Genomic DNA, 22,447 nt, shown 5'->3' with positions numbered 1-22,447 from the left:
CGGCCGAGGTGACGGTTGGCGCTCAGTGAGCGACGGCGAGGGCTAGCTGCAGGTGCGGTTGTTGCTCGGGAGGGCCTTGGCGGCGGCGCCGAAGGCGGGGAGCAGCAGTGGGGCGGGGTCGTAGGCCCTGGGCACGAGGACCTCGATTGCGGGGTCGCGGCCGAACGTGGTGAAGCGGGTGCCGTCGGTGAGCGGGGCGGCGACCCAGTCGACGCCGTCGACGTCGAGGCACTGGTCCGTCGTGGGACCGAGGGCGGGCCAGCCGCAGGTGGCGATGATGGCGGGGTCGCCCCACTGGCGCACGTCACGGGGGTCGGTGCCCTCGGCGACGGTGGCCTCGGTGGACGGCTGCCCGCCGACGCTGCGGGGCAGCTGGCTCATGGGGGACTCGCACGCGGCCACGTGGGCGGGTGCAGCGATCCCCTCGGGCGACTGCACGGCATACAGCACACCGCCGGCCACCCCGAGGACGAGGAGGCCGGCGGCGGCGACGATCAGGCGCCGACGGGCGGCGCGGTGCACGGTCAGGTCAGACGTGGACGACGGTGCACGTCAGGGTCCGGGTGATGCCCGGGACGTCCTGGATCTTGGCGATGACGAGCTTGCCCAGCTCGTCCACGGTGTTGGCCTCGACGCGCGCGATCACGTCGTAGGGACCGGTGACGTCCTCGGCCAGGACCACACCGGCGATACCGGCGATGGCTTCTGCGACGGTCGCCGCCTTGCCGACTTCGGTCTGGATCAGGATGTAGGCCTGGACCACCACTGAGCGCCTCACTTCTGTCGAAGATGGAACACGTCATGCCGTCGGGGACGACATGGCCTGTCCGGTTGGCCGGGACATCGGCGTCCCGAGAGAACCAGACCGTGGCGAAGCGCCACGGCCAGGGCAGACGCTACCGTGCCGGTGTCCCGGCCGTCTTCCCCGGGCTGTCACGAGGAGGTCAAGTCATGGTCACGGCCGGTCGTACGCTGGCGCAGGTCTCGGAGGCGTCGCTGCTCGCCGAGATCTTCCCGTTCTTCCCCGCTCGCGAGGGCGTGCTGGTGGGACCGGGCGACGACGCGGCGGTGCTGGTCTCCGGCGGCTCCGTGGTCGTGACGACCGACGCCATGGTGCGCGGCCGCGACTGGCTGGACGAGTGGTCGACCGCCGCGGACGTGGCGACCAAGGTGTTCACGCAGAACGTCGCCGACGTCGCCGCCATGGGGGCGACCCCCACCTCGCTCGTGGTCACCCTCGTGGCCGACCCTGCGACGCCCGCCGACTGGGCGGTCGAGTTCGCGCGGACCCTCGGTGACCTGGCCACCGACGCCGGGGTGGCGGTCGCCGGTGGCGACCTCTCGTCGGCGCCCAGCGGCACCGTGATGGTCTCGATCACGGCGCTCGGCGACCTCCGGGGACGCGCCGCGGTCCTGCGCAGCGGCGCCCGCCCGGGCGACACGGTCGCGGTGCACGGGACGCTGGGTCGCTCGGCGGCCGGGCTCCTGCTGCTCCAGCAGGAAGCCGGGGCCCGTGGCGAGACCGACGGGGCGCGAGGTGCCTGCGTGGCGCACCACCTGCGGCCGGTGGTCGACGTGGTGGCCGGAGCCGCAGCGGCGGACGGGGGAGCGACGGCGATGCTCGACGTGTCCGACGGGCTGCTGCGCGACGGTTCGCGGATCGCTGCCGCGAGCGGGGTGCGGCTCGCGCTCGACTCGGCGCTGCTGGAGCCCGATCTCGTGGTGCTGCGCGAAGCCGTCGGCGACGCGGCGCTCGAGTCCGTCCTGGCCGGCGGGGAGGAGCACAGCCTGCTCGCCACCTTCGTCGGGACCCTTGGGACCCTGCCACCCGGGTGGCGGCCCCTCGGTCGGGTGGAGGAGGGCGAGGGCGTCACCCTCGACGGGGTGGCCCAACAGCCCCGCGGCTGGGACCACTTCGCTGGTTGAGGGACATCGACCCGGGCTCGACGCCCGCCGGGAACGACGAAGCCGACCGTCCCGCAAGGGGAGGGTCGGCTTCGATCAGTACCGGTCGGGCAGGGTCAGCGCTTGACCTTGCCGGCCTTGAGGCACGAGGTGCAGACATTGAGACGCTTCGGGGTCACGCCCGCGTCGCCCACCAGAGCCTTGACGCGCTGGATGTTGGGGTTCCAGCGACGCTTGGTGCGGCGGTGCGAGTGCGAGATGTTGTGACCGAAGCTCGGTCCCTTGCCGCAGACGTCGCAGTTGGCAGCCACGGGGTTCTCCTGAAATTCGATGGTGACAAGACTTGGAATGTCCCGGGCCGGAAGCGGGCGCAATGAAGCACCACGAAGGACCACGGGAACCGGTCAAGAGTAGCCGAGGACAGGTGCTGCGACCAAAACGAGGCTCCGGACGGTGCTGGGCACTAGCCTGCCACCGTGCTCGAAGCCCTGTCCGCCGTCGATGCGCGGCGGTGGGCCGTGCTCACGCGGATGGCCTTCGCGGCCCGTCGTGCGGAGATCGACGCGCTCAACGTCTTCCCCGTCCCGGACGGTGACACGGGCACCAACCTCTACCTCACCCTCGACGCCGCCCTGGACTCGGTGCGGGCCGAGCACGAGAAGGCCGGCATCCTCGGCACGGCCACCCTGGAGCAGGAGTGCTCGTCGCTGTCGCGCTCCATGCTGCTCACGGCCCGGGGCAACTCCGGCGTCATCCTCAGCCAGCTGGTGCGCGGTTTCGCCGAGGCGATCGCCGAGAGCGGGCAGCCGCAGGCCGGTGCCGAGGTCATCGCCGACGGACTGGCCCGGGCCAGCGCCCGGGCGTACGCCAGCGTCACCCGGCCGGAGGAGGGCACCATCCTCACGGTCGCCAGGGCTGCGGCGGAGGCCGGCGCGGCACGGGTCGACGAGGGACTGGCCGCCGTCGCGGAGGCCGCCCTCGACGCGGCGACCGAGGCGCTCCGGGCGACCACCGGCCAGCTGGCCGCGCTGGAACGCGCCGGGGTCGTCGACGCCGGCGCGGCTGGATACCTGCTGCTGCTCGAGGCGCTCGCGCGCGTGGTGCACCAGGACGGGGCCCACGTCGGGGAGCGGATGGAGCCGTTCGCCGAGGACCCGTCCATGCGTCGGCGCGAGGAGTGGAGCCGCCAGGGCGGCCCGGTCGAGCCCATGGGGCGCACCGGCGGAGCCCCCACGAGCGGTCACGACGGGACGCCCGGCGGGCCGGCGTACGAGGTGATGTACCTGCTCCGCGACAGCGACGAGGAACGGGCGGCGACCCTGCGCGAGGTCCTCGACGGGCTCGGCGACTCCCTCCTCGTCGTCGGCGGACCCGACCTCTGGAACGTCCACGTGCACGTCGACGACGTCGGTGCCGCCATCGAGGCCGGGCTCGATGCCGGGCGGCCCTACCGCGTCCGCGTCACGCACTTCGCCGACCAGGTCGCCCACCGCCAGCCCGCCACCGGCGTGGCCGTGGTCGCCTGCGCGGCCGGGCCGGGTCTGGCCGAGGTGTTCGAAGGGGCCGGGGCCGTCGTCGTGACCAGCGGCCCCGGCAACCGCGCCTCGGCCGGCCAGCTGCTCGACGCCATCCGTGCCTCGCACGCCCTGTCCGTCATCGTCCTGCCCAACGACCGCGACACCGAGATGGCCGCCCGCGCAGCAGCGAGCGCCGCCGAGCAGGAGGGCCTCGACGTCCACCTCGTGCGCTCGCGGACGGCGGTGCAGGGGCTCGCGGCGTTCGCGGTCTTCGACGAGCACGCCTCGGCGTCCCGCAACGCTGCCGAGATGAGCCACGCGGCGGCGGCCACCCGACACGGCGCGGTCGCGCTCGCGAGCAAGCAGGCCCTGACCAGCGCCGGTCCGTGCGAGGCGGGTGACGTCCTCGGCGCCGTCGGTGGCGACGTGGTCATCGTCGGCCACGACATCGCGGAGGTGGCCCTCGACGTCGTCCACCGCCTCCTGTCCAGCGGCGGAGAGCTGGTCACGGTCATCGGTGGGGAGGGCGCCCCCGACGGCCTCGTCGAGGAGCTCGGAGCCCGTATCGAGCGTGGTCACCGCGACGTGGAGGTCACCGTCATCGACGGTGGCCAGCCGCACTACCCCCTGCTGCTGGGAGTCGAGTAGGCGTGGTCGACGAGAACACCAAGCTGGACAAGGTCCTCGGGGCGAGGACGGCCGGGACGCTGGCCAAGCACCGCAACCTCGTGACGGTCGGCGACCTCCTGGAGTTCTGGCCGCGCCGCTACCTCGAGCACACCTCCGACCTGTCGGACCTGCACGTCGGCAAGTACGTCGTCGCCGTGGCCGAGGTGAAGACCTCGGTCACGCGGCGGATGCAGAAGCGCCGCGGCGAGATGCTCAACGTGACGATCACCGACGGCCGCAACGACGTGGACCTCGCGTTCTTCAAGGCGTGGGGGCACAAGGACGCCCTGCTGCCCGGGGTCCGTGCGGTGTTCGCCGGCGAGGTCGGGCTGTACCGCGGGCGCTGGCAGCTGACACACCCGGCCTACCAGCTGGTCGAGGGTTCGGTGGGCTCATCGGCCACCGACCGTGGTCCGATCCCGGTCTACCTCCAGGTCAAGGGCCTGCAGAACTGGTCGGTCGCCGAGTGCGTGCGCATCGTGTTCGACCACCTCGAGTCCGTGCCCGACCCGCTCCCCGCGACCCTGCGCTCGCGCCACGGACTCCCCGGACGGCTCGAGGCGCTGCGGGGGATCCACGTGCCCGCGGCGTTCCCCGAGGTGCAGCGGGCCCGGCACCGGCTGCGCTACGAGGAGGCGCTGGTGCTCCAGACGCTGCTCGCGCAGCGCCGGGCCCGTCAGGCCGCCGACCGCACGACCGGTCGGACGCCCAGGGCGGGCGGGTTGCTGGCGGCGTTCGACGAGCGGCTGCCGTTCGAGCTCACCGCCGGCCAGCGCGAGGTGGGGGAGACCCTCGCGGCGGAGATGGCGCGCGACATCCCGATGAACCGGCTCCTGCAGGGCGAGGTCGGCTCGGGCAAGACGATCATCGCGCTGCGGGCCATGCTCGCCGCCGTCGATGCCGGCGGCCAGGCGGCTCTGCTCGCGCCGACGGAAGTCCTTGCGGCACAGCACCACCGGTCGATCACCGCCATGCTCGGCGACCTCGCGGAGGGCGGCCTGCTCGGAGGCAGCGACATCGGCACCCGGGTCGCCCTGCTCACCGGCAGCCAGGCGACGGCGGCCCGGCGGGCCAACCTCCTCCAGGTCGCGAGCGGCGACGCCGGCATCGTCATCGGCACGCACGCGCTGATCCAGGAGAAGGTGCAGTTCCAGGACCTCGCGCTCGCCGTCGTCGACGAGCAGCACCGGTTCGGCGTCGAGCAGCGAGATGCACTGCGCGAGAAGGGAACCCAGCCACCCCACGTCCTCGTCATGACCGCGACGCCGATCCCGCGGACCGTGACGATGACGGTGTTCGGCGACATGGAGACCTCGACGCTGTCGGAGCTGCCACGCGGCCGCTCGCCCATCGCCACGCACGTCGTCCCGTCCGAGCGCGCCGCGTGGGTCCAGCGCACCTGGGAGCGCGTCGCCGAGGAGGTGCGAGCCGGCCGCCAGGCGTATGTCGTGTGCCCGCGGATCGGTGACGAGTCCGGGTCCGCGGGGAGTGCCGTGACCGCGGACGACGAGGAGCTGCCGACCGCGCCCGTGTCGGCCTCCGGGGCGCGATCCCTGGATGCCGAGGACGACGACGTCGGTGGTGACAGCGACCCCGCCGTCGACGGCGAAGGCGCGCCTGCCGTCGGGGCGCCCAAGGAGCTGGCCAGCGTGTACGCCGTCGAGGCCGCCCTGCGCGACAACCCCGCGCTGGCGGGCTTGTCCCTGGCGGTGCTGCACGGCCGGATGGCGCCCGAGGACAAGGACGCCGTGATGGCGGCGTTCAACGCCGGCGAGATCCAGGTCCTCGTCTCCACGACCGTCATCGAGGTCGGCGTGGACGTCCCCAACGCCACCGTCATGGTCGTCGTCGACGCCGACCGGTTCGGGGTCAGCCAGCTGCACCAGCTGCGCGGACGCGTCGGTCGAGGCAGGCACGCGGGCCTGTGCCTGCTCATGACGTCCTCGGAGACCGAGGCGTCGATGGAGCGGCTCGAGGCGGTGGCCGGGACGACGGACGGGTTCGAGCTGGCCCGGCTGGACCTGCAGCTGCGTGGCACGGGAGACGTCCTCAGCGGGAAGCAGAGCGGTGGCGGCCGGTCGGGGCGGGCCATGGGCCGGGGGAGCTTCCGGTTCCTGTCGCTGGTGCGCGACGAGGAGATCATCCTCGAGGCGCGCGACGACGCGACCGCGCTGATCGCCCGCGACCCCGAGCTGACGAAGCACCCCGAGCTCGCCGCCGCTGTCGCCGACCGCCTCGACGCCGAGCAGGCCGCCTTCCTCGAACGCGGCTGAAAACCCGGGAGCCACGGCGCGGCCCCGGCCCCTAGGGTGGCGAGATGCTGCTCTCCCACGACGTCTCGGGCTCCGGCCCGGCGGTCCTGCTCCTCCACTCGGGGGTCGCGGACCGCCGCATGTGGGACGACCTCGTCCCCGCGCTCGGCCACAGCTTCACGGTGGTGCGGCCCGACTTCCGCGGGTTCGGCCAGACGCCGCTCCCGCCCGGCGAGTACGCCGATGCCGACGACCTCGACGCGCTGCTCGACCACCTGGGCATCGAGTCCGCCGCGGTGGTCGGGTCGAGCTTCGGAGGCAGGGTGGCGCTCGAGCTGGCGACCCTGCACCCCGGGAGGGTGTCGTCCCTCGTGCTCCTCTGCGCGGCATACCGAGGGGTGGAGCCGACCGCGGACGTCCGGGCGTTCGGCGCCGAGGAGGACCGGCTCCTCGAGGCTGGTGACGTCGAGGGGGCGACCGAGCTCAACGTGCGCACGTTCCTGGGGCCGGACGCGAGGGCGGCCACCCGCGACCACCTCGTCGAGATGCAACGCCATGCGTTCGAGGTGCAGATCGCGGCCGACGAGCAGGACCCGCCGCCGTCGCCGCGGCGCGTGGACGTGGACCTCTCCGCGATCGCGGTGGACACCGTGGTGGTCTCGGGCGCCCTGGACCTCGACCTGTTCACGCAGGTCGCCGAGGTGCTGGCCCGGGAGATCCCGGGCGCCGAGTCGGTCGTGCTCGACTGGGCCGGCCACCTGCCGTCGCTGGAGCGCCCCGACGCCGTGCTCGCGCTGCTGCTCGACGTCCTGCGCGACGACCCGGCGGTCCACCAGCCCTGAGTTCCGACGCGGCACGTGCAGGAGCCGGACCACGTCGCGCTGTTACGGTCCTGCCGTGACGCGGATCATCAGCGGCCGGGCCGGCGGACTACGACTGGCCACGCCTCCCGGTGCGGGCACCCGCCCCACGAGCGACCGGGTGCGCGAGGCGCTGTTCTCCCGGCTCGAGCACCTCGAGGTGCTCGCCGGCGCGCGGGTCCTCGACCTCTACGCCGGCTCGGGCGCCCTCGGGCTGGAGGCGTTGAGCCGGGGCGCGTCCTCGGTCCTGCTCGTGGAGTCGGACAAGGCCGCCGCGAAGGTGACGCGCGCGAACGCCGAGGCGATCGGCATACCCGGCGCGGTGGTCCGGCAGTCCACGGTGGCCAGGGTGCTCGCGACCCCACCGGCGGCGCCGTGCTCCCTGGTGTTCAGCGACCCGCCGTACGCCCTCACCGAGGACGAGCTCGCCGCCGACCTGGTCCTGCTGGCCGAGCAGCAGTGGCTCACCGACGATGCGCTCGTCGTCGTCGAGCGCTCGTCGCGGACGCCCGAGCCGCGGTGGCCCGCGGACTGGGAGCCGGAGGGGGAGCGGCGCTACGGGGAGACGAAGATCTGGTTCGCCGGCCCCCGGGTGCCGGACGAGATCGCCTGAGCCGTATGGCGTCCCGCGCGTGCGTGAGGGCCGGTGCGGACGCGACGAGGGCCCGGGAACCGAGCTGGTTCCGGGCCCTCGTGCCGTGCAGGTGCCTCAGGCGGTCGGTGCCGCCGAGGGGATGATGCTGAACTGCACCGCACCGGACTGGTCGACGTTCGCGTCGAGGACCTGGTCGGCGAGCGCGACCGCCGCGGTCTCGTCGAGGAAGACCTTCGCGCCGTCGCTCTCGACGACGGCGTCGCCGGGGACGGGCTGCTCCGAGGTGGTCACGGTGAGGGCTCCCGCGGCCGGGTCCTCCTGGCTGAAGCGCAGACCGGCGTCGTCGCCGACCTCCGTCTGGTCGACCAGGGTCTTGACGATCGTGCTGGCGTTCTCGGTCAGGGTGAGCATGTGCTCCCTCTCTGTCGGTGGAGTTCGGCCCATGAGGTCAGGACGTCTCCACCGTCTCGCAGGCACGCAAAGGTCTCAAACCGGGCGTCCGGTGGGTGGGACCGGTTCGCGGGGCCGTCCCGGAGGTGTGGAGTCGTCGCAGGTGAGGAAGGCTGGAGCCATGACGGACTACGAGATCCCCCGCCCCACCTCCGGTGACGTCGTCGAGCTCATCCTCGAGGACCACCGCCTGTTCGAAGCCCTGCTGCGCGACCTGCGCGACGCCACGGCCGACCGCGAGGCGGCCCGCGCCGCCCTGTCCGCGGTCCTCATCGCCCACGGCGAGGCCGAGGAGTCGAAGGTCTACCCCAACCTCCAGCGCAAGGACGCCATCACCGACCACGAGGCCGAGCACGGCGAGGAGGAGCACGCCGAGGGCAACGAGGCGCTGCTCGCCCTCTTGGAGTGCAAGGGCACCGACACCCAGAAGTTCGACGACGCCGTCGAGGACCTCGCCACCGCGCTGAACCACCACATCGGCGAGGAGGAGCAGACCATCCTCAACCCCGCGCGCACCGAGGTGTCGCAGGAGGTCCGCGAAGACCTCGGCGCGAAGTGGACGGCCGAGCGCAACCGCCTGCTCGACGAGGGCGCCGGCTCGCTCACCAACGTGCGCGAGATCGTGGCCAAGGCCCACAAGGATGGGCTCCTCCCGGCTGACGACGAGGACGAGTGAGCGTCGTCGAGGGCTGCGCGTGACCGGTGGGTGCGGGGCCGGCGCTGCTAGCGTTCCGCTGTGACCAGCCCCGCGCCCGGCCCTGCGCCCACCCCGGCCACCGGAGCCCTGCGACGGGCGGTCTGTCCCGGCTCCTACGACCCGGTGACCCTGGGCCACGTCGACGTCATCCGGCGCGCCGCGGCGCTGCACGACGAGGTCGTCGTCGCGGTGCTGCACAACCCTGCCAAGCAGGGCGTCTTCACCCCTGACGAGCGTCGCGAGCTCATCGAGGACGCCCTCGGCGGGCTGCCCGGCGTCCGCGTGGAGGTCTTCGGCGGCCAGCTGCTCGTCGACGTGTGCGCCGCGGTGGGCGCGCAGGTCGTGGTCAAGGGCCTGCGCAGCGACGTCGACTTCGCCTACGAGCTCCCGATGGCGCTGATGAACCGTCACCTCAGCGGTGTCGAGACGGTGTTCCTGCCCGGGGACCCGGCCTTCGGCCACGTCTCCAGCTCGCTGGTCAAGGAGGTGGCCCGCTACGGCGGCGACGTCACCGGCCTCGTGACCGACCGGGTGCGGGACGCCCTCGTGGCCCGTCTGCACCAGCAGTGACAGGAGCAGTCAGCTGACCGCACGAACCCGCCGGCCGGAGCGCTTCCGCCCGGACATCGAGGGGCTGCGGGCGGTCGCCGTCCTGCTCGTCCTGATCTACCACGCCGGGCTCCCGCTGAAGAACGGCTTCCTCGGGGTCGATGTCTTCTTCGTCATCTCCGGCTTCCTCATCACCGGCATCCTCGTGCGCGAGCTGCTGGACACCGGGACGATCGCCTGGGCGCGCTTCGTCGGTCGACGGGTCCGCCGCCTCCTGCCGGCCGCCATCCTCGTCCTCGTCGTGACCGCGGCCGTCACGTGGTTCGTGGTCCCCGGTCTGCGCCGGCGCGAGATCGGCGCCGACATCGCCGGCGCCGCCCTCTACGTCGTCAACTGGGTGTTCGCCCACCGCGCCGTCGACTACCTCGCCTCCGACGCCCGTCCGTCGCCGGTCCAGCACTTCTGGTCGCTGGCCGTCGAGGAGCAGTTCTACGTCGTCTGGCCGCTCGCGCTCATCGCCCTGGCCTACGTCCTGCGCCGGTTCGGCCGGCGCCCGTCCCTGCGCGCGGTCGGCCTGATGCTCGCCGCGCTGGCAGTGCCCTCGTTCGCGTACGGCGTGTGGCTCAGTGCCCTCGACCCGGACCGGGCGTACTTCGTCACCACGACCCGTGCGTGGGAGCTCGGTGTCGGCGCGGGGCTCGCGGTGTGGATCGCGGCCCGTGAGCGCAATCGCGACCCAGCGACAGGGCCACCACTGGAGGGCGGGGTTCTGCCCGCCGCCGTGGGTTGGCTCGGTCTCGCCGCGGTCCTGGGCACCGCGGTGTGGCTCCCTTCCGGCGCCACGACCCCCGGCCCCTGGACCCTCGTCCCGACGCTCGGGGTCGCGGCGGTCCTCTGGGCCGGTTGGACCGGTGCGGGCGCCGGTCCGGTGCGGGTGCTCGGCACCCGGCCGATGGTGTGGATCGGTGGTCTGTCCTACTCGATCTACCTCTGGCACTGGCCGACCGTGATCCTCACCGAGTGGGCCCTCGACGGGCTCTCGGACGGGCTCAAGGTCGGGGTCGTCGTGCTGTCGGTCCTGCCGGCGTGGGCGAGCCACCGGTTCCTCGAGCAGCCGGTGCACCACAGCAAGGCCCTGGCGACGCACACCCGCCGCGCCGTCGTCGTCGGTCTGGCGCTGTCGGCCACCGGCGCCCTCGCCGCCCTGCCCCTGCTGCAGGCGCCCTCGCCGTTCCGGACGACGCCGTTGGCCGGCGCGACGCCATCCATCGACCAGCTCGGCGCCGCGACGCTGACGTCCCCGCTGAGCACCGACCCCTCGGGCTACGTCGTCGACGACTGGGAATGGCTCACCCCGGACCCCCAGCTGGCCGGCAAGGACCGCCCCGCAGCGGACGTCGACCGGTGCCAGGTGGACCGCCTCACCGCCGACCCCGTCCCGTGCGAGTTCGGGGTCGCCGACGGACCGGTGACCGTGGCGCTGGTGGGGGACTCCAAGGCCATGCAGTGGCTGCCGGCCCTCGAGCGGCTGGCGCCGCAGCGCGGCTGGCGCATCGTGACCTACGGCAAGTCGGCGTGCGCGTTCGCCGCCGGCGCCGCGGAGCAGGCGGGGAAGCCCTACCCGTCGTGCGACGAGTTCAACGCCCGGGTGATGCGGGCGTTGGAGGCCGACCCGCCGGACCTGCTCCTCACGTCCGGGTACGCCGCCACGGCGTGGGACGGGCAGGCGGCCACGCGGGACGCCCTCGTCCGGGGCCTGGTGCAGCGCTGGGGCGAGGTGGCCGACCTCGGGGTGCCGATGGCCGTCATCGGCGACAGCCCGCTGTCCCCGGACGACCTCGACGTCTGCACGGCGCGGCACCCCCGCAAGCTGACCCTCTGCTCGTTCGACAAGGCGACCGCGGTCGAGGGCAGCGGGCTCCCCGCCCAGCAGCTCGCGGCATACGAGTCCGGCACCACCCTCATCGACCTCACCCCCTGGATCTGCCCCGTGGTGCAGTGCCCCGTGGCCATCGGGCACGTGACCATCCACCGGGCCGGGGACCACCTCACCGCCACGTACGTGCGCACGCTGGCGGGCCGGCTCGGGGCCGCCCTGGACGCGCTCCCTCCCGCGAGCGGCACGACCCCGCCCTCGCGCTGAGGTCAGGGCGGGGGAGGGGAGATCCCCGCGCATTTGGGAGTCTGGGTGGCGCTCCGGTAACCTCGTGCGTCGGTCTACGTCTCATCCGAGGCGCATGGCCGAGTCACTCGACACAGCTGGAGCCATGGAACACCTCAATCCCCGATCGCCGCTGGTCTTCGACACCACGGACCTCGGTCGGCGACCCGGATCCATGGTGCGGGTCCAGCGTTCCGTCGAGACACCTGCCGACTTCGGCACGGAGGTCATCGCGGTGCCGCAAGGCGCTCCGATGCAGATCGAGCTGCGGCTCGAGTCCGTGGTCGAGGGCGTGCTGGTGACGGGCTCGGTCCACGCCACGGCAACCGGCGCCTGCGTGCGGTGCCTGGACCCGGTCGCCCACGACGTGGACGGTCACTTCCAGGAGTTGTTCGCCTACGCCGACCGTGCTGCCCACCACCGCGAGGTGGGGGCGGACGACGACGAGACCGAGGAGCACACCCTCGAGGGCGACCTGTTCGACCTCGAGTCCGTGCTCCTGGACACGGTGGTGCCCGCACTGCCGTTCCAGCCGGTGTGCCGCGAGGACTGTCCGGGACTGTGCTCCGAGTGCGGAGAACGCCTGGCCGACGATCCGGACCACCAGCACGATGTGATCGACCCCCGGTGGGCTGCGCTCAACGCGCTGGCCACCGATGTCAGCACCACCACCCAGAGCACCATCGAAGAGAAGAGGAACTGACGTGGCTGTCCCGAAGCGGAAGACGTCGCGCTCCAACACCCGTTCGCGTCGCGCGAACTGGAAGACGACGGCGACCACGCTCACCGTGTGCCCCCAGTGCAAGGCCCAGATGCAGCCGCACATCGCGTGCCCGTCCTGTGGCACCTACAAGGGTCGCCACTACACGGTCGCCGAGCGCACCGAGCACCAGGGCTGAGTCCCGACTCTCGCGTGAGTTCCACTCCGTCCCCCACGGGGGACAGCGAGACGCAGCGGCCCGTCGACGGGTTCGTCCAGCACCTCACCGAGGTGGTGGGTGGTCCGGTCGACGAGTCGCTGCTCCTGCGCGCCCTGACGCATCGCTCGTACGCGTACGAGAACGGCGGCCTGCCCAACAACGAGCGCCTCGAGTTCCTCGGCGACTCGGTGCTGGGGCTGGTCGTCACCGACACGCTCTACACGACGCACCCCGACCTGCCCGAGGGGCAGCTCGCGAAGCTTCGTGCGGCCGTCGTCAACATGCGTGCCCTCGCCGACGTCGCGCGCACCCTGGGCCTCGGCGACCACGTCCTGCTCGGACGTGGTGAGGAGACCACCGGCGGTCGTGACAAGGCCTCGATCCTCGCCGACACGATGGAAGCCGTCATCGGCACCGTCTACCTGTCCGCGGGGATGGACGCCGCCGCGACCCTCGTGCACCACCTGCTGGACCCGCTGATGGCCGCCAGCGCCACCCTCGGCGCCGGACTCGACTGGAAGACCAGCCTCCAGGAGCTGTCGGCGGCGGCGTCGCTCGGTGTCCCCGAGTACCGCGTCGAGGAGGAGGGTCCCGACCACGAGAAGACCTTCCATGCCCACGCGGTCGTCGCGGCCGAGGTGCTCGGCGCCGGCACCGGTCGGTCCAAGAAGGAAGCCGAGCAGAAGGCTGCCGAGCTCGCGTGGCGCACCCTGAGCACCCGCGCCGCCGAGGCCGCGGCCGCCGAGGCCGCGCGGGCCGAGGCCGTCGCGAAGGCTGCCGCGGCGAAGGCGGCAGCGACCCAGGCCGCGGTCGCGGCCACCGCGGCGATCGCCGGGCACGGGTCGTCCGACGACGACACCGTGGCGGGCTCGCCCTCCTAGGCGAGCGGTCGCCATACGCCGTGCCTGAGCTGCCCGAGGTCGAGGTGGTCCGTCGCGGGCTGGCCGACCACGTCGTCGGCCGCACCATCGAGCGGGCCGAGTTCCGCGGTGCCCGCGTCGCCCGCCGGCACCTGCCGGGACCGCTCGACCTCGCCGAGCGGATCACGGGCAACCACGTCGAGCAGGCGAGGCGCCGCGGCAAGTACCTCTGGCTCGTCCTGCGGACCCCGGACGGGTCGCGGCAGGGGCTGATCGCGCACCTGGGCATGAGCGGGCAGCTGCTCGTCGAGCCCCCGGACGCCCCGCCCGAGAAGCACCTGCACGCGGTCTTCGACTTCGCCGACGACGGACCCCAGCTCAGGTTCGTCGACCAGCGGACGTTCGGGGGTATGGCGCTCGCGGAGCTCACCCCCGACGGCGTGCCCGAGCCGGTGGCCCACATCGCCCCCGACCCGCTGGAGGCGGCGTACGACGCGGCTGCCGTGGTGCGCCGGATGAAGGGCAAGGCGGTCGCCGTCAAGCGCGCCCTGCTGGACCAGACCCTCGTCTCGGGTGTCGGCAACATCTACGCCGACGAGGCGCTGTGGCGTGCCCAGGTGCACGGTGCGCGACTCTGCTCGGCGCTCACCAAACCCACGTTGTCGCGCATCCTCGACCACGCGCGCGAGGTCATGCTCGAGGCGCTGGGGCAGGGCGGCACGAGCTTCGATGCGTTGTACGTCAACGTGAACGGCGCCTCAGGGTACTTCGACCGCTCGCTGCACGCATACGGCCAGGAGGGGCGACCGTGCGACCGGTGCGGCACACCGATCCGGCGCGAGGCCTTCATGAACCGCTCGTCGTTCTCGTGTCCACGGTGCCAGCCGCGACCGCGGCCGGTGCGCGGCTGACCGTGGGCTGACAGCAGGGCCGTCACGGCGGTACAACTGACTCGAGAGGGGTGGTGCAGATGGACCACGACGGTCCCGCGCGAGCAGTCATCTGGGTGCACGGTCGTGTGCAGGGTGTGGGGTTCCGCTGGTGGGTGCGGGCCCGCGCCCTCGAGCTTGGCCTCGTCGGCCACGCGCGCAACGCCGGTGACGGCCGGGTCGAGGTCGTCGCCCAGGGCGAGCAGGACAGTGTGCGCCGGTTGATCGGGCTGCTGGAGGAGAAGCCGTCGCAGCACCTGCGACCCGGTGAGGTGCAGACCTGCGTGACGTCGTTCGGGGCACCGCGCGAGGGCATCTCGGGGTTCGTCGAGAAGTAGGGAGCGGTCGGGCCGGTTCCGTGGGGACGGGCCCCAGATCGTCCATTGACCGGCGTTGGCGGGGCTGTCACGCTGAGAGACGGTCCCCCCGGCTCACCCCGACGGCACATCCCCGACGGCGCACCGCCGTCTCCAAGGAGTCACCATGGCCAAGGCCCTCGTCGGCTACCGCGTCGCCCACGACCCGCGCCTGCAGCTCGAGACCCTCGAGCTGCGCCGCCGCGTGTCCGACCTCGAACACCTCGTCGACCGCCTCCAGCGCGACAACGACCTGCTGCGCGAAGCAGCGCGGGAGCGGGTGAGACACGAGGACGTCGTAGGTGCCGGCGCGCCTACGATTGCCGGGTGACCCAGCCCGCCACACCGCCCGACACCGGCGCCACGTCTGCCGACCTGCTGCGCCTGCGCGCGAGCATCGACAACATCGACGCCGCCCTGATCCACCTGCTCGCCGAGCGCTTCAAGTGCACCCAGCAGGTCGGCGAGCTGAAGGCGCGCGAGGGTCTGCCGCCCGCGGACCCCGCGCGGGAGGAGTCCCAGATCGGGCGGCTGCGCGACCTCGCCGACACCGCCGGGCTCGACCCGACGTTCGCCGAGAAGTTCCTGAACTTCGTCATCGCCGAGGTCATCCACCACCACGAGCGCATCGCCAAGTCCTGAGGCGCCGGCTGGAGCCCGGGCGCCGTACCCTGCGCGCCACCGTGGGCGCTCCACCCTGGGCGCCCCACCCTGGGCGCCCCACGTGCCCCATACGCCCCACGGTGCACAGGCAACGCAGGGGAGGCCGCGCTCCCGGGAGCACGCCGCCGCCGCGGGTAGGGTGGCCCCGACCCAGCGCCGCCCGTGTCCCCCGACCGTGACCCCCATCGCGACCCCCTGCCCCCTCACCCAGGAGCCGACCCGCTCGTGTACGTCAAGAGCCTGACCCTGAAGGGCTTCAAGTCCTTCGCCTCGGCGACCACGATGCGCCTCGAGCCCGGCATCACGTGCATCGTCGGGCCCAACGGCTCCGGCAAGTCCAACGTCGTCGACGCGCTCGCCTGGGTCATGGGGGAGCAGGGTGCCAAGAGCCTGCGCGGCGGCAAGATGGAGGACGTCATCTTCGCCGGGACCGCCGGCCGCGCGCCGCTCGGTCGCGCCGAGGTGGCCCTGACCATCGACAACACCGACGGCGCGCTGCCGATCGACTACACCGAGGTCACCATCGCGCGGACCATGTTCCGCAACGGCGGCTCGGAGTACGCCATCAACGGCACGTCCTGCCGACTGCTCGACGTCCAGGAGCTGTTGTCCGACAGCGGGATCGGCCGCGAGATGCACGTCATCGTCGGCCAGGGCCAGCTCGACGCGGTCCTACGCGCGACCCCCGAGGAGCGCCGCGGCTTCATCGAGGAGGCCGCCGGGGTCCTCAAGCACCGCAAGCGCAAGGAGAAGGCGCTCCGCAAGCTCGAGTCGATGGAGGCCAACCTCACCCGGGTCAACGACCTCACCGGTGAGATCCGCCGCCAGCTCGGCCCGCTCGGTCGCCAGGCCGAGGCGGCCCGTCGAGCCGCCGGCATCCAGGCCGACGCGCGTGACGCTCGCCTGCGCCTGCTCGCCGACGACCTCGTCCAGCTCACCTCGACCCTCGAGCAGGAGGTCGCCGACGAGTCGGCCCTCATCGCCAAGCGCACCGAGGTCGAGGAAGGTCTGGCCACCCTGCGCAGCCGGCTGGCCACCCTCGAGCAGCAGGCCCAGGACGCCGCCCCGGAGCTGACGAAGGCGCAGGAGCGCTGGTTCGCCCTGCAGCAGCTGCGCGACAAGCTCGCCTCCACCAAGTCGCTCGCCTCCGAGCGGGTCCGCCTGCTGTCGCAGGACAGCCAGGACGAGCAGACCACCGGTCGCGATCCCGAGGAGCTCAAGAAGCAGGCCGCCGAGGCGCGCACGCAGGAGGAGTCGCTGCTCGCCGACGTCCGCGAAGCCGCTCGTGCGCTGGAGGCGGCCATCACCGAGCGCACCGAGGCGGAGAAGGCGTATGCCGCGGAGCAGCAGCGCCTCCAGCGCCTCGCGCGCGCCGCGGCCGACCGCCGAGAGGGGTTGGCCAAGCTCGCCGGCCAGGTCGGTGCCCGTCGGAGCCGCATCGAGGCAGGGGAGGCCGAGCTCGGCCGCCTGCGCGGGATCGTCGAGCAGTCCCAGGAGCGGGCTGCGGCCGCCGAGCGCGAGTTCGCCCAACTCGAGTCCTCCGTCGCCGTCGACGAGGAGGGCGAGGAGGGGCTGGACAGCGCGTACGAGAAGGCCGCCGCCGTCCTCGAGGGCATCGAGGCCGAGGTCGAGAAGCTCAAGGAGGCCGAGCGCACCGCAGAGCGTGACCGCACCACCGCCGCGGCCCGGCTCGAGGCGCTCGAGCTGAGCCTGTCCCGCAAGGACGGTGCCGCCACCCTCATCGCCGCCGCGGACGACCGCCACGGCATCGTCGGCTCCGTCGCCTCGCTCCTGCAGGTCAAGGGCGGTCACGAGGCGGCTGTCGCCGCAGCGCTCGGCTGGGCCGGCGACGCCCTCGCCGTCCAGTCGGTCGACCACGCCGCGCGGGCCCTGCTCACCCTGCGCGAGGACGACGCGGGCCGGGCGGCGTTCCTCGTCGGCCAGACCGCCGTCTCCAGCGACCCCTCGACGTGGCCGTCCCTGGACGGGTCGGCGGTCTGGGCCCGCGACGTCGTCGAGGCGCCCGCCTCCGTCCGACCGGCCGTCGAGCAGCTCCTCGACCGGGTCGCCCTCGTCGACGACCCCGCGCTCGCGGCGGCCCTCGTCGCCCGTGGTGAGGGGGTCACCGCGGTCACGGCCGACGGCGACGTCTTCGCGCCCGGGTTCGTCCGCGGAGGCAGCAGCCACGCCCCGAGCCTCATCGAGATCCAGTCCGCCGTCGACGAGACGCGTGACCGGGTGGCCGATGCGACCCGGCGCGGTGAGCAGGCGAGGTTCGCCCTCACCGGCACGCAGGAGCGGCACCGCGAGGCGAACGCCGACGTCGAGGCGGCCCTCGACGCCCTGCACGACTCCGACGCCAAGATGGCGGCCGTGGCCGAGCGCCTCGGGCAGCTCGGCGCGACCGTCCGAGCCGCCCGCGCCGAGGCGGAGCGGACCGAGCGCACCATCGCGACGGCCACCGAGGCCCTCGAGGCCGACCGCGTCGAGCTCGCCGGCCTGAGCGAGCGCCTCGACGAGGCCAGCGCCGAGCCGACCGAGGCGCAGGACCCGAGCACCGACGAGCGCGACCGCCTCGAGGCTCTCGCCAGCCGCGGGCGGGCGACCGAGACCGAGCTGCGCCTCACGCTGCGCACCAAGGAGGAGCGCGCCCGCGCGCTCAAGGGCCGCGCCGACTCCCTGGAGGGAGCCGCCCGCAACGAACTGGCCGCCCGGCAGCGGCTCGCGGCGCGCCAGGAGCGCCGCAAGCGCGAGGCCACGGTGGCCGAGGCCGTCCGTCGCGGCGCGGCATACGCCGTCTCGCTCGTGGCGGCCACCCTCGACACCGCAGCCCGGCAGCGCGCCCTCGCCGAGACCGCGCGCACCGAGCGCGACCAGGCCCTCGCGCAGGTGCGCCGCGAGGTCAGCGCCCTCCAGGACGAGCTGCGCGAGCTCACCGACACGGTCCACCGCGACGAGGTCGCCCGCACCCAGCAGCGGCTGCGGATCGAGGCCATGCAGGCCAAGGCCGTCGAGGAGCTGGGCATGGACCCGGCCGTCCTCATGGAGGACTTCGGGCCCCACCAGCCCGTGCCGCACGTACCCGGACCCGACGACGACCCGGACGACCTGCCCGAGCCGGCGCCCTACGTCCGCGAGGTCCAGGAGAAGCGGCTGCGCAAGGCCGAGCGCGGGCTCAGCGCACTCGGTCGGGTGAACCCGCTGGCGCTGGAGGAGTTCGCGGCGCTCGAGGAACGGCACAAGTTCCTCACCGACCAGCTCGAGGACCTCAAGAAGTCCAAGCGCGACCTGCTCGACATCGTCAAGGAGGTCGACGAGCGGGTCGAGCGAGTCTTCACCGAGGCGTTCCACGACACCGCCGCCCAGTTCGAGGGCGTGTTCGGCCGCCTGTTCCCCGGCGGCGAGGGCAAGCTCACGCTCACCGACCCGTCGAACATGCTGACCACCGGCATCGAGGTCGAGGCCCGCCCGCCCGGCAAGAAGATCAAGCGCCTGTCGCTGCTCTCCGGTGGCGAGCGCTCGCTCGTCGCGGTGGCGCTGCTCGTGTCGATCTTCAAGGCGCGGCCCAGCCCCTTCTACATCATGGACGAGGTGGAGGCGGCGCTCGACGACGCCAACCTCGGCCGCCTCATCACCCTCTTCGAGGAGCTGCGCGACTCCAGCCAGCTCATCGTCATCACCCACCAGAAGCGCACCATGGAGGTGGCGGACGCGTTGTACGGCGTGTCCATGCGTGGTGACGGTGTGACCACCGTGGTCTCGCAGCGGATCCGCGACGTGGCGGCCCAGAGCGCCTGACCAGCGACCGGGCGTCCCATGGCGGGGTGTCGATTTGGTCGGGGGCGCCGGGGCAAGGCACTCTGGTCCCATGGTTGCGCTGATCATCGGGATGCTGCTGTGCGTCGGACTGGCCCTGGCCGTCGTCGCCGTCGTGGCGGTCCCCGCGCGCCGCGAGGGACGCGAGCTGCTCAGCCCGCAGGGCGAGGAGATCGTCGCCGCCGTCAAGGAGAAGACCGAGTCGACGCTCGAGTCCACCATCGAGAAGACCGGTGACGTCCTGTCCGCCACCAAGGACAAGGTCAGCGACACCGTCCAGCGCGAGCCGGCCGACGAGACCGGTCGCCACCGCCAGGCGAGCTGAGCCATCACAGACGGCGCAGATGCCGCGTCACGGTCCACCCCTCGACCTGCGCGTTCACCGAAACGGCTGACGACCTCCTTCGACTGAACGGCCCATGACAGATGTCATGGGCCGCACGTGTGTCTACCCCTGATGCTGGGGCGGACCCGGACCGGGTCATGTCCTGATCTGGAGGAGACACGCATGGCATCCCTCACACCCCGGGCACGCAGGCTGGTGGCAGCCGGTGCCGGGATCGCCCTCGTCGCCGGAGGAGCCAGCGGCTTCCTCGGCCGCCATGAGCTGAACGAGGCCTGGCTGAAGTACCAGTGGCGCGACAAGCACTACAACGCCGCCGTCATGGAGAAGGCGCTCATGATCGCCGGGGGCAACCCCTCCGAGGCGCAGAGCGAGTCCAAGGAAGCGGTGACGATCGCGGAGCAGTTCGAGCAGGCGCGCACCGCGCCCGGCATCGTCGCCCCCGGGGCGTACGGCTCGGCATACACGCAGCTCCAGTCCCTGCCGAAGACGGCAGGCACGTGGCACGAGGTCACCAAGGTGACCTACGACGCCGACGACCCGCGCTACCGCGACTGGAACTCCAACTCCTCCGGTGGCGCCGGCAAGGTCACCGGCCGCATCACCGGCCTCGCAGCCGACACGAGCAACCACGTGTATGCCGCCGGCGCGGACGGCGGCGTGTGGCGCTCCTCCACCGGTGGCGGGGGCTGGACCCCCATCGCGGACACCCTGCCCTCGCTCAGCGGTGGCGACCTGCAGCTCGCCGGCGACAGCTCGCTCTGGTACGCCACGGGCGAGGCGAACACGGGTGGCACGTCCTACGTGGGCGCTGGTGTCTACCGACTGGCCAACCCCACGAGCGGCAGCTTTGCGCCGACCGACCGCGTCGGTGGCAAGGAGCTCGAGTCGACGACCATCGGTCGCATCCGCTTCGGTGGCGGCACGAACGTCTTCGCGGCGACCAACCGCGGCATCTGGTACCACGCCGCCGGCAGCAAGGCCGGGGCCTGGACCTTCGGGTTCGCCCCGAACATGTCGTGGATGCCGGAGATCAAGGACGACGCGGGCAACACCCTCGTCCCGGCCGGCTCCGACTGGAAGGGCAACACGGAGTCGGGCGCGACCAACGCGGCCTACAAGAACATCGTCAACGACATCGCCGTGGACCCCAAGAACCCCAAGCACGTCATCGCCGCCATCGGCTGGCGCTCGGGTGACACGTACAACGGGTTCTACGAGACGAACGACTTCACGCAGGGGCCGTCGAGCTGGCACAAGCTCTCGGTGACCCTCGGTGGCATCACCAACGGCAGCGACGTGGGCTACACGACCTTCGCGTTCAGCAAGGACGGCAGCCGGCTCTACGCGGAGGTGCAGCAGCCCAGCAAGATCAACTCCGCCTCCTCGCTGGCCGGCATCTTCGTCTCCAAGTCGGGCTCGCCGAGCGGGCCGTGGAACAAGATCGCCGACGCAGCCCAGCTGCACAACAGCGGTTCAGCGCTCGACCGCAAGGGCTACGCCGTCGGGGTGCAGGCCTGGTACAACCAGTTCCTCCAGGTCGACCCCGCGAACCGTGACCACGTCTGGGCCGGTCTCGAGGAGGTCTTCGAGACCAAGGACGCCGGGTCGCACTGGTCGGCCGTGTCGCCGTACTGGAACTTCACCTTCCCGTGCTGGAGCCTCTCCGACGCCTCGAACACCTGTCCGCTCGCAGGCCACCCCGACCAGCACTCGGTCACCGTGGGCACCCAGGGTGGCAAGCCGATGGTGTTCTTCGGCAACGACGGCGGTGTCTACCGCCGCCCGGTCAACGGAACGGTCAACGCCAACGGCAACGCCACGGACCTCGAGTCCACGACGGCCGACGGCACGATGGACGCCCTCCAGTACTACTCGGTCTCCGTCGGCAAGGACGCCAAGAACGGCGGCGTCGTCGTCTCCGGTGGCCTGCAGGACAACGGGGTGTCCAACCTGTTCGCCGTCCGCCCGGACGGCAGCAACGGCGACACCAAGATGGGGTCCAACTTCGGTGGCGACGGCGGCGATGGTGCGGCCGACCCGCGCCAGGGCTGCAACCAGCTGCAGGAGTACACCAACCTGGCGGTGAAGATCACCAACAACTGCGCGCTGAACCCCGGCGCCCAGTCCGAGGCCGAGGCGACGTCGTACTCCCTCGACCCCGGCGACCCGCTCCCGCGGTTCATCGCGCCGATCTCGCTGGACTCGGGCAACCCGGACCACTTCATCTTCGGTGGCGAGTTCGTCTACACCGGCATGAAGGGCTGGACCGCGACGCGCAGCGCCTCGGACCTGACCAAGGCGTTCGACCTCGGTACGGGCCACTCGGCCACGGCCGTGTCGATGCACAACGGTGTCTCCTACGTCTCCTGGTGCGGTCCGTGCAACAACGCCGGCTTCGCCCGGGGCATCGCGACCAACGCCGGCGGGACGTGGCACCAGCTCACCCTGGGTTCGGGCTTCCCCAACCGGTTCGTCCAGGGCATCGGCATCGACCCGACCAACACCCAGCACGCGTATGCCGCGATCAACGGCTTCTCGCGCCGGTTCACCGAGGGCCCCGGTGCGGGTGTCGGTCACGTCTACGAGACCCGGGACGGGGGCGCCACGTGGACGGACACGAGCGCGAACCTTCCCGACGTCCCGGCGAGCAGCATCAAGCAGCTCGCGAACGGCGGCGTGGTCCTGGGCACCGACCTGGCTGCCTTCTACCGGGCGCCGGGTGCGACGACCTGGCAGCAGCTCGGCACGGGCCTGCCGCTCACGGTGGTCATGGACCTCGAGTCCGGTCCTGACGGGAACCTCTACGCCGCGACCCACGGTCGGGGCATCTGGAGCATCACCGCTCCTTAGTAGCAGGTCCGACCATGCACGACGTGGGCGGTCGGGGGTGACCCCGACCGCC

22 protein-coding genes are annotated in these 22,447 nt (G+C 72.5%); 18 read left to right on the top strand and 4 right to left on the bottom strand.

The window, feature by feature from the left end; all coding sequences use genetic code 11:
• Positions 1-42: 42 nt before the first annotated feature.
• Together ABD286_RS04940 and ABD286_RS04935 are read right to left on the bottom strand one after the other, a co-directional pair.
• Complete coding sequence (locus ABD286_RS04940) at positions 43-522, bottom strand: DUF3515 family protein (protein ID WP_344190865.1); 480 nt, start codon at positions 520-522, stop codon at positions 43-45.
• 7 nt (positions 523-529) lie between these two features.
• On the bottom strand, positions 530-763 hold the full coding sequence (locus ABD286_RS04935; RefSeq protein ID WP_056915180.1) for an Lrp/AsnC family transcriptional regulator: 234 nt from the start codon (positions 761-763) through the stop codon (positions 530-532).
• A gap of 188 nt (positions 764-951) precedes the next feature.
• Between ABD286_RS04935 and thiL the strand changes: the two genes are divergently transcribed.
• Positions 952-1,926 carry a thiamine-phosphate kinase gene (gene thiL, locus ABD286_RS04930; protein WP_344190863.1) on the top strand — a complete coding sequence of 325 codons (975 nt, stop codon included), beginning with the start codon at positions 952-954 and terminating at the stop codon, positions 1,924-1,926.
• A gap of 95 nt (positions 1,927-2,021) precedes the next feature.
• Here thiL and rpmB read toward each other — a convergent pair whose 3' ends face one another.
• Complete coding sequence (gene rpmB / locus ABD286_RS04925; RefSeq protein ID WP_055814433.1) at positions 2,022-2,216, bottom strand: 50S ribosomal protein L28; 195 nt, start codon at positions 2,214-2,216, stop codon at positions 2,022-2,024.
• Positions 2,217-2,381: 165 nt separating this feature from the next.
• Between rpmB and ABD286_RS04920 the strand changes: the two genes are divergently transcribed.
• Genes ABD286_RS04920 through rsmD form a run of 4 tightly spaced genes read left to right on the top strand, consistent with a single transcriptional unit; the run spans position 2,382 to position 7,816 of the window.
• Positions 2,382-4,070, top strand: a complete 1,689-nt coding sequence (locus ABD286_RS04920) for a DAK2 domain-containing protein (RefSeq protein WP_344190859.1) — start codon at positions 2,382-2,384, stop codon at positions 4,068-4,070.
• Between the two features lie 2 nt (positions 4,071-4,072).
• Positions 4,073-6,364 carry an ATP-dependent DNA helicase RecG gene (locus ABD286_RS04915; RefSeq protein ID WP_344190857.1) on the top strand — a complete coding sequence of 764 codons (2,292 nt, stop codon included), beginning with the start codon at positions 4,073-4,075 and terminating at the stop codon, positions 6,362-6,364.
• A gap of 44 nt (positions 6,365-6,408) precedes the next feature.
• Positions 6,409-7,185 carry an alpha/beta fold hydrolase gene (locus ABD286_RS04910; RefSeq protein WP_344190855.1) on the top strand — a complete coding sequence of 259 codons (777 nt, stop codon included), beginning with the start codon at positions 6,409-6,411 and terminating at the stop codon, positions 7,183-7,185.
• A gap of 55 nt (positions 7,186-7,240) precedes the next feature.
• Positions 7,241-7,816 (top strand): 16S rRNA (guanine(966)-N(2))-methyltransferase RsmD, encoded by a 576-nt coding sequence (gene rsmD, locus ABD286_RS04905; protein WP_344190853.1) that lies wholly within the window; start codon positions 7,241-7,243, stop codon positions 7,814-7,816.
• 96 nt (positions 7,817-7,912) lie between these two features.
• Here the strand turns inward: rsmD and ABD286_RS04900 are convergent, their stop codons facing one another.
• Positions 7,913-8,209 (bottom strand): hypothetical protein, encoded by a 297-nt coding sequence (locus ABD286_RS04900; RefSeq protein ID WP_344190851.1) that lies wholly within the window; start codon positions 8,207-8,209, stop codon positions 7,913-7,915.
• Positions 8,210-8,369: 160 nt separating this feature from the next.
• Here ABD286_RS04900 and ABD286_RS04895 point away from each other — a divergent pair, with 160 nt between their 5' ends.
• The 13 genes from ABD286_RS04895 (at position 8,370) to ABD286_RS04835 (ending at position 22,395) form a co-directional block, all read left to right on the top strand.
• Positions 8,370-8,924, top strand: coding sequence for a hemerythrin domain-containing protein (locus ABD286_RS04895; RefSeq protein ID WP_344190849.1), 555 nt, complete (start codon positions 8,370-8,372; stop codon positions 8,922-8,924).
• A gap of 60 nt (positions 8,925-8,984) precedes the next feature.
• Complete coding sequence (coaD, locus tag ABD286_RS04890; protein WP_344190847.1) at positions 8,985-9,515, top strand: pantetheine-phosphate adenylyltransferase; 531 nt, start codon at positions 8,985-8,987, stop codon at positions 9,513-9,515.
• A gap of 13 nt (positions 9,516-9,528) precedes the next feature.
• On the top strand, positions 9,529-11,637 hold the full coding sequence (locus ABD286_RS04885) for an acyltransferase family protein (RefSeq protein ID WP_344193263.1): 2,109 nt from the start codon (positions 9,529-9,531) through the stop codon (positions 11,635-11,637).
• Between the two features lie 124 nt (positions 11,638-11,761).
• Positions 11,762-12,358: a YceD family protein gene (locus ABD286_RS04880; RefSeq protein WP_344190845.1), complete on the top strand. Its 597-nt coding sequence runs from the start codon at positions 11,762-11,764 to the stop codon at positions 12,356-12,358.
• 1 nt (position 12,359) lies between these two features.
• Positions 12,360-12,554: a 50S ribosomal protein L32 gene (gene rpmF, locus ABD286_RS04875; RefSeq protein ID WP_344190843.1), complete on the top strand. Its 195-nt coding sequence runs from the start codon at positions 12,360-12,362 to the stop codon at positions 12,552-12,554.
• Positions 12,555-12,568: 14 nt separating this feature from the next.
• Positions 12,569-13,456 carry a ribonuclease III gene (rnc, locus tag ABD286_RS04870; RefSeq protein ID WP_425565314.1) on the top strand — a complete coding sequence of 296 codons (888 nt, stop codon included), beginning with the start codon at positions 12,569-12,571 and terminating at the stop codon, positions 13,454-13,456.
• 20 nt (positions 13,457-13,476) lie between these two features.
• On the top strand, positions 13,477-14,346 hold the full coding sequence (mutM, locus tag ABD286_RS04865) for a bifunctional DNA-formamidopyrimidine glycosylase/DNA-(apurinic or apyrimidinic site) lyase (protein ID WP_344190841.1): 870 nt from the start codon (positions 13,477-13,479) through the stop codon (positions 14,344-14,346).
• Between the two features lie 59 nt (positions 14,347-14,405).
• Entirely contained in the window at positions 14,406-14,702 is a 297-nt protein-coding gene (locus tag ABD286_RS04860) for an acylphosphatase (protein ID WP_344190839.1), read from the top strand.
• Between the two features lie 145 nt (positions 14,703-14,847).
• Entirely contained in the window at positions 14,848-15,051 is a 204-nt protein-coding gene (locus ABD286_RS04855) for a hypothetical protein (RefSeq protein WP_344190837.1), read from the top strand.
• The gene (locus tag ABD286_RS04850; protein ID WP_344190835.1) at positions 15,048-15,362 is read left to right on the top strand and encodes a chorismate mutase; all 315 of its coding nucleotides are present in this window, start codon (positions 15,048-15,050) and stop codon (positions 15,360-15,362) included. The genes ABD286_RS04855 and ABD286_RS04850 overlap by 4 nt, the downstream gene beginning before the upstream one ends.
• A gap of 246 nt (positions 15,363-15,608) precedes the next feature.
• On the top strand, positions 15,609-19,181 hold the full coding sequence (gene smc, locus ABD286_RS04845) for a chromosome segregation protein SMC (protein WP_344190833.1): 3,573 nt from the start codon (positions 15,609-15,611) through the stop codon (positions 19,179-19,181).
• A gap of 70 nt (positions 19,182-19,251) precedes the next feature.
• The gene (locus tag ABD286_RS04840) at positions 19,252-19,524 is read left to right on the top strand and encodes a hypothetical protein (RefSeq protein WP_344190831.1); all 273 of its coding nucleotides are present in this window, start codon (positions 19,252-19,254) and stop codon (positions 19,522-19,524) included.
• 183 nt (positions 19,525-19,707) lie between these two features.
• Positions 19,708-22,395 (top strand): WD40/YVTN/BNR-like repeat-containing protein, encoded by a 2,688-nt coding sequence (locus tag ABD286_RS04835; protein WP_344190829.1) that lies wholly within the window; start codon positions 19,708-19,710, stop codon positions 22,393-22,395.
• The last annotated feature ends 52 nt before the right edge of the window (positions 22,396-22,447 follow it).

The sequence above is a fragment of the Pedococcus aerophilus genome, assembly GCF_039532215.1.
In the GTDB taxonomy this organism is placed as follows: Bacteria; Actinomycetota; Actinomycetes; order Actinomycetales; family Dermatophilaceae; genus Pedococcus; species Pedococcus aerophilus.
Note: the sequence above shows the minus strand (reverse complement) of the source record. Positions and strands in the feature narration are given on the sequence as shown.

Coding starts and splice junctions, on each gene's coding strand:
- ABD286_RS04840 (WP_344190831.1), top strand. CDS start 19,252: ATGGTTGCGCTGATCATCGGGATGCTGCTGTGCGTCGGACTGGCCCTG.
- thiL (WP_344190863.1), top strand. CDS start 952: ATGGTCACGGCCGGTCGTACGCTGGCGCAGGTCTCGGAGGCGTCGCTG.
- ABD286_RS04855 (WP_344190837.1), top strand. CDS start 14,848: ATGGCCAAGGCCCTCGTCGGCTACCGCGTCGCCCACGACCCGCGCCTG.
- ABD286_RS04835 (WP_344190829.1), top strand. CDS start 19,708: ATGGCATCCCTCACACCCCGGGCACGCAGGCTGGTGGCAGCCGGTGCC.
- ABD286_RS04910 (WP_344190855.1), top strand. CDS start 6,409: ATGCTGCTCTCCCACGACGTCTCGGGCTCCGGCCCGGCGGTCCTGCTC.
- ABD286_RS04880 (WP_344190845.1), top strand. CDS start 11,762: ATGGAACACCTCAATCCCCGATCGCCGCTGGTCTTCGACACCACGGAC.
- ABD286_RS04895 (WP_344190849.1), top strand. CDS start 8,370: ATGACGGACTACGAGATCCCCCGCCCCACCTCCGGTGACGTCGTCGAG.
- ABD286_RS04860 (WP_344190839.1), top strand. CDS start 14,406: ATGGACCACGACGGTCCCGCGCGAGCAGTCATCTGGGTGCACGGTCGT.
- ABD286_RS04900 (WP_344190851.1), bottom strand. CDS start 8,209: ATGCTCACCCTGACCGAGAACGCCAGCACGATCGTCAAGACCCTGGTC.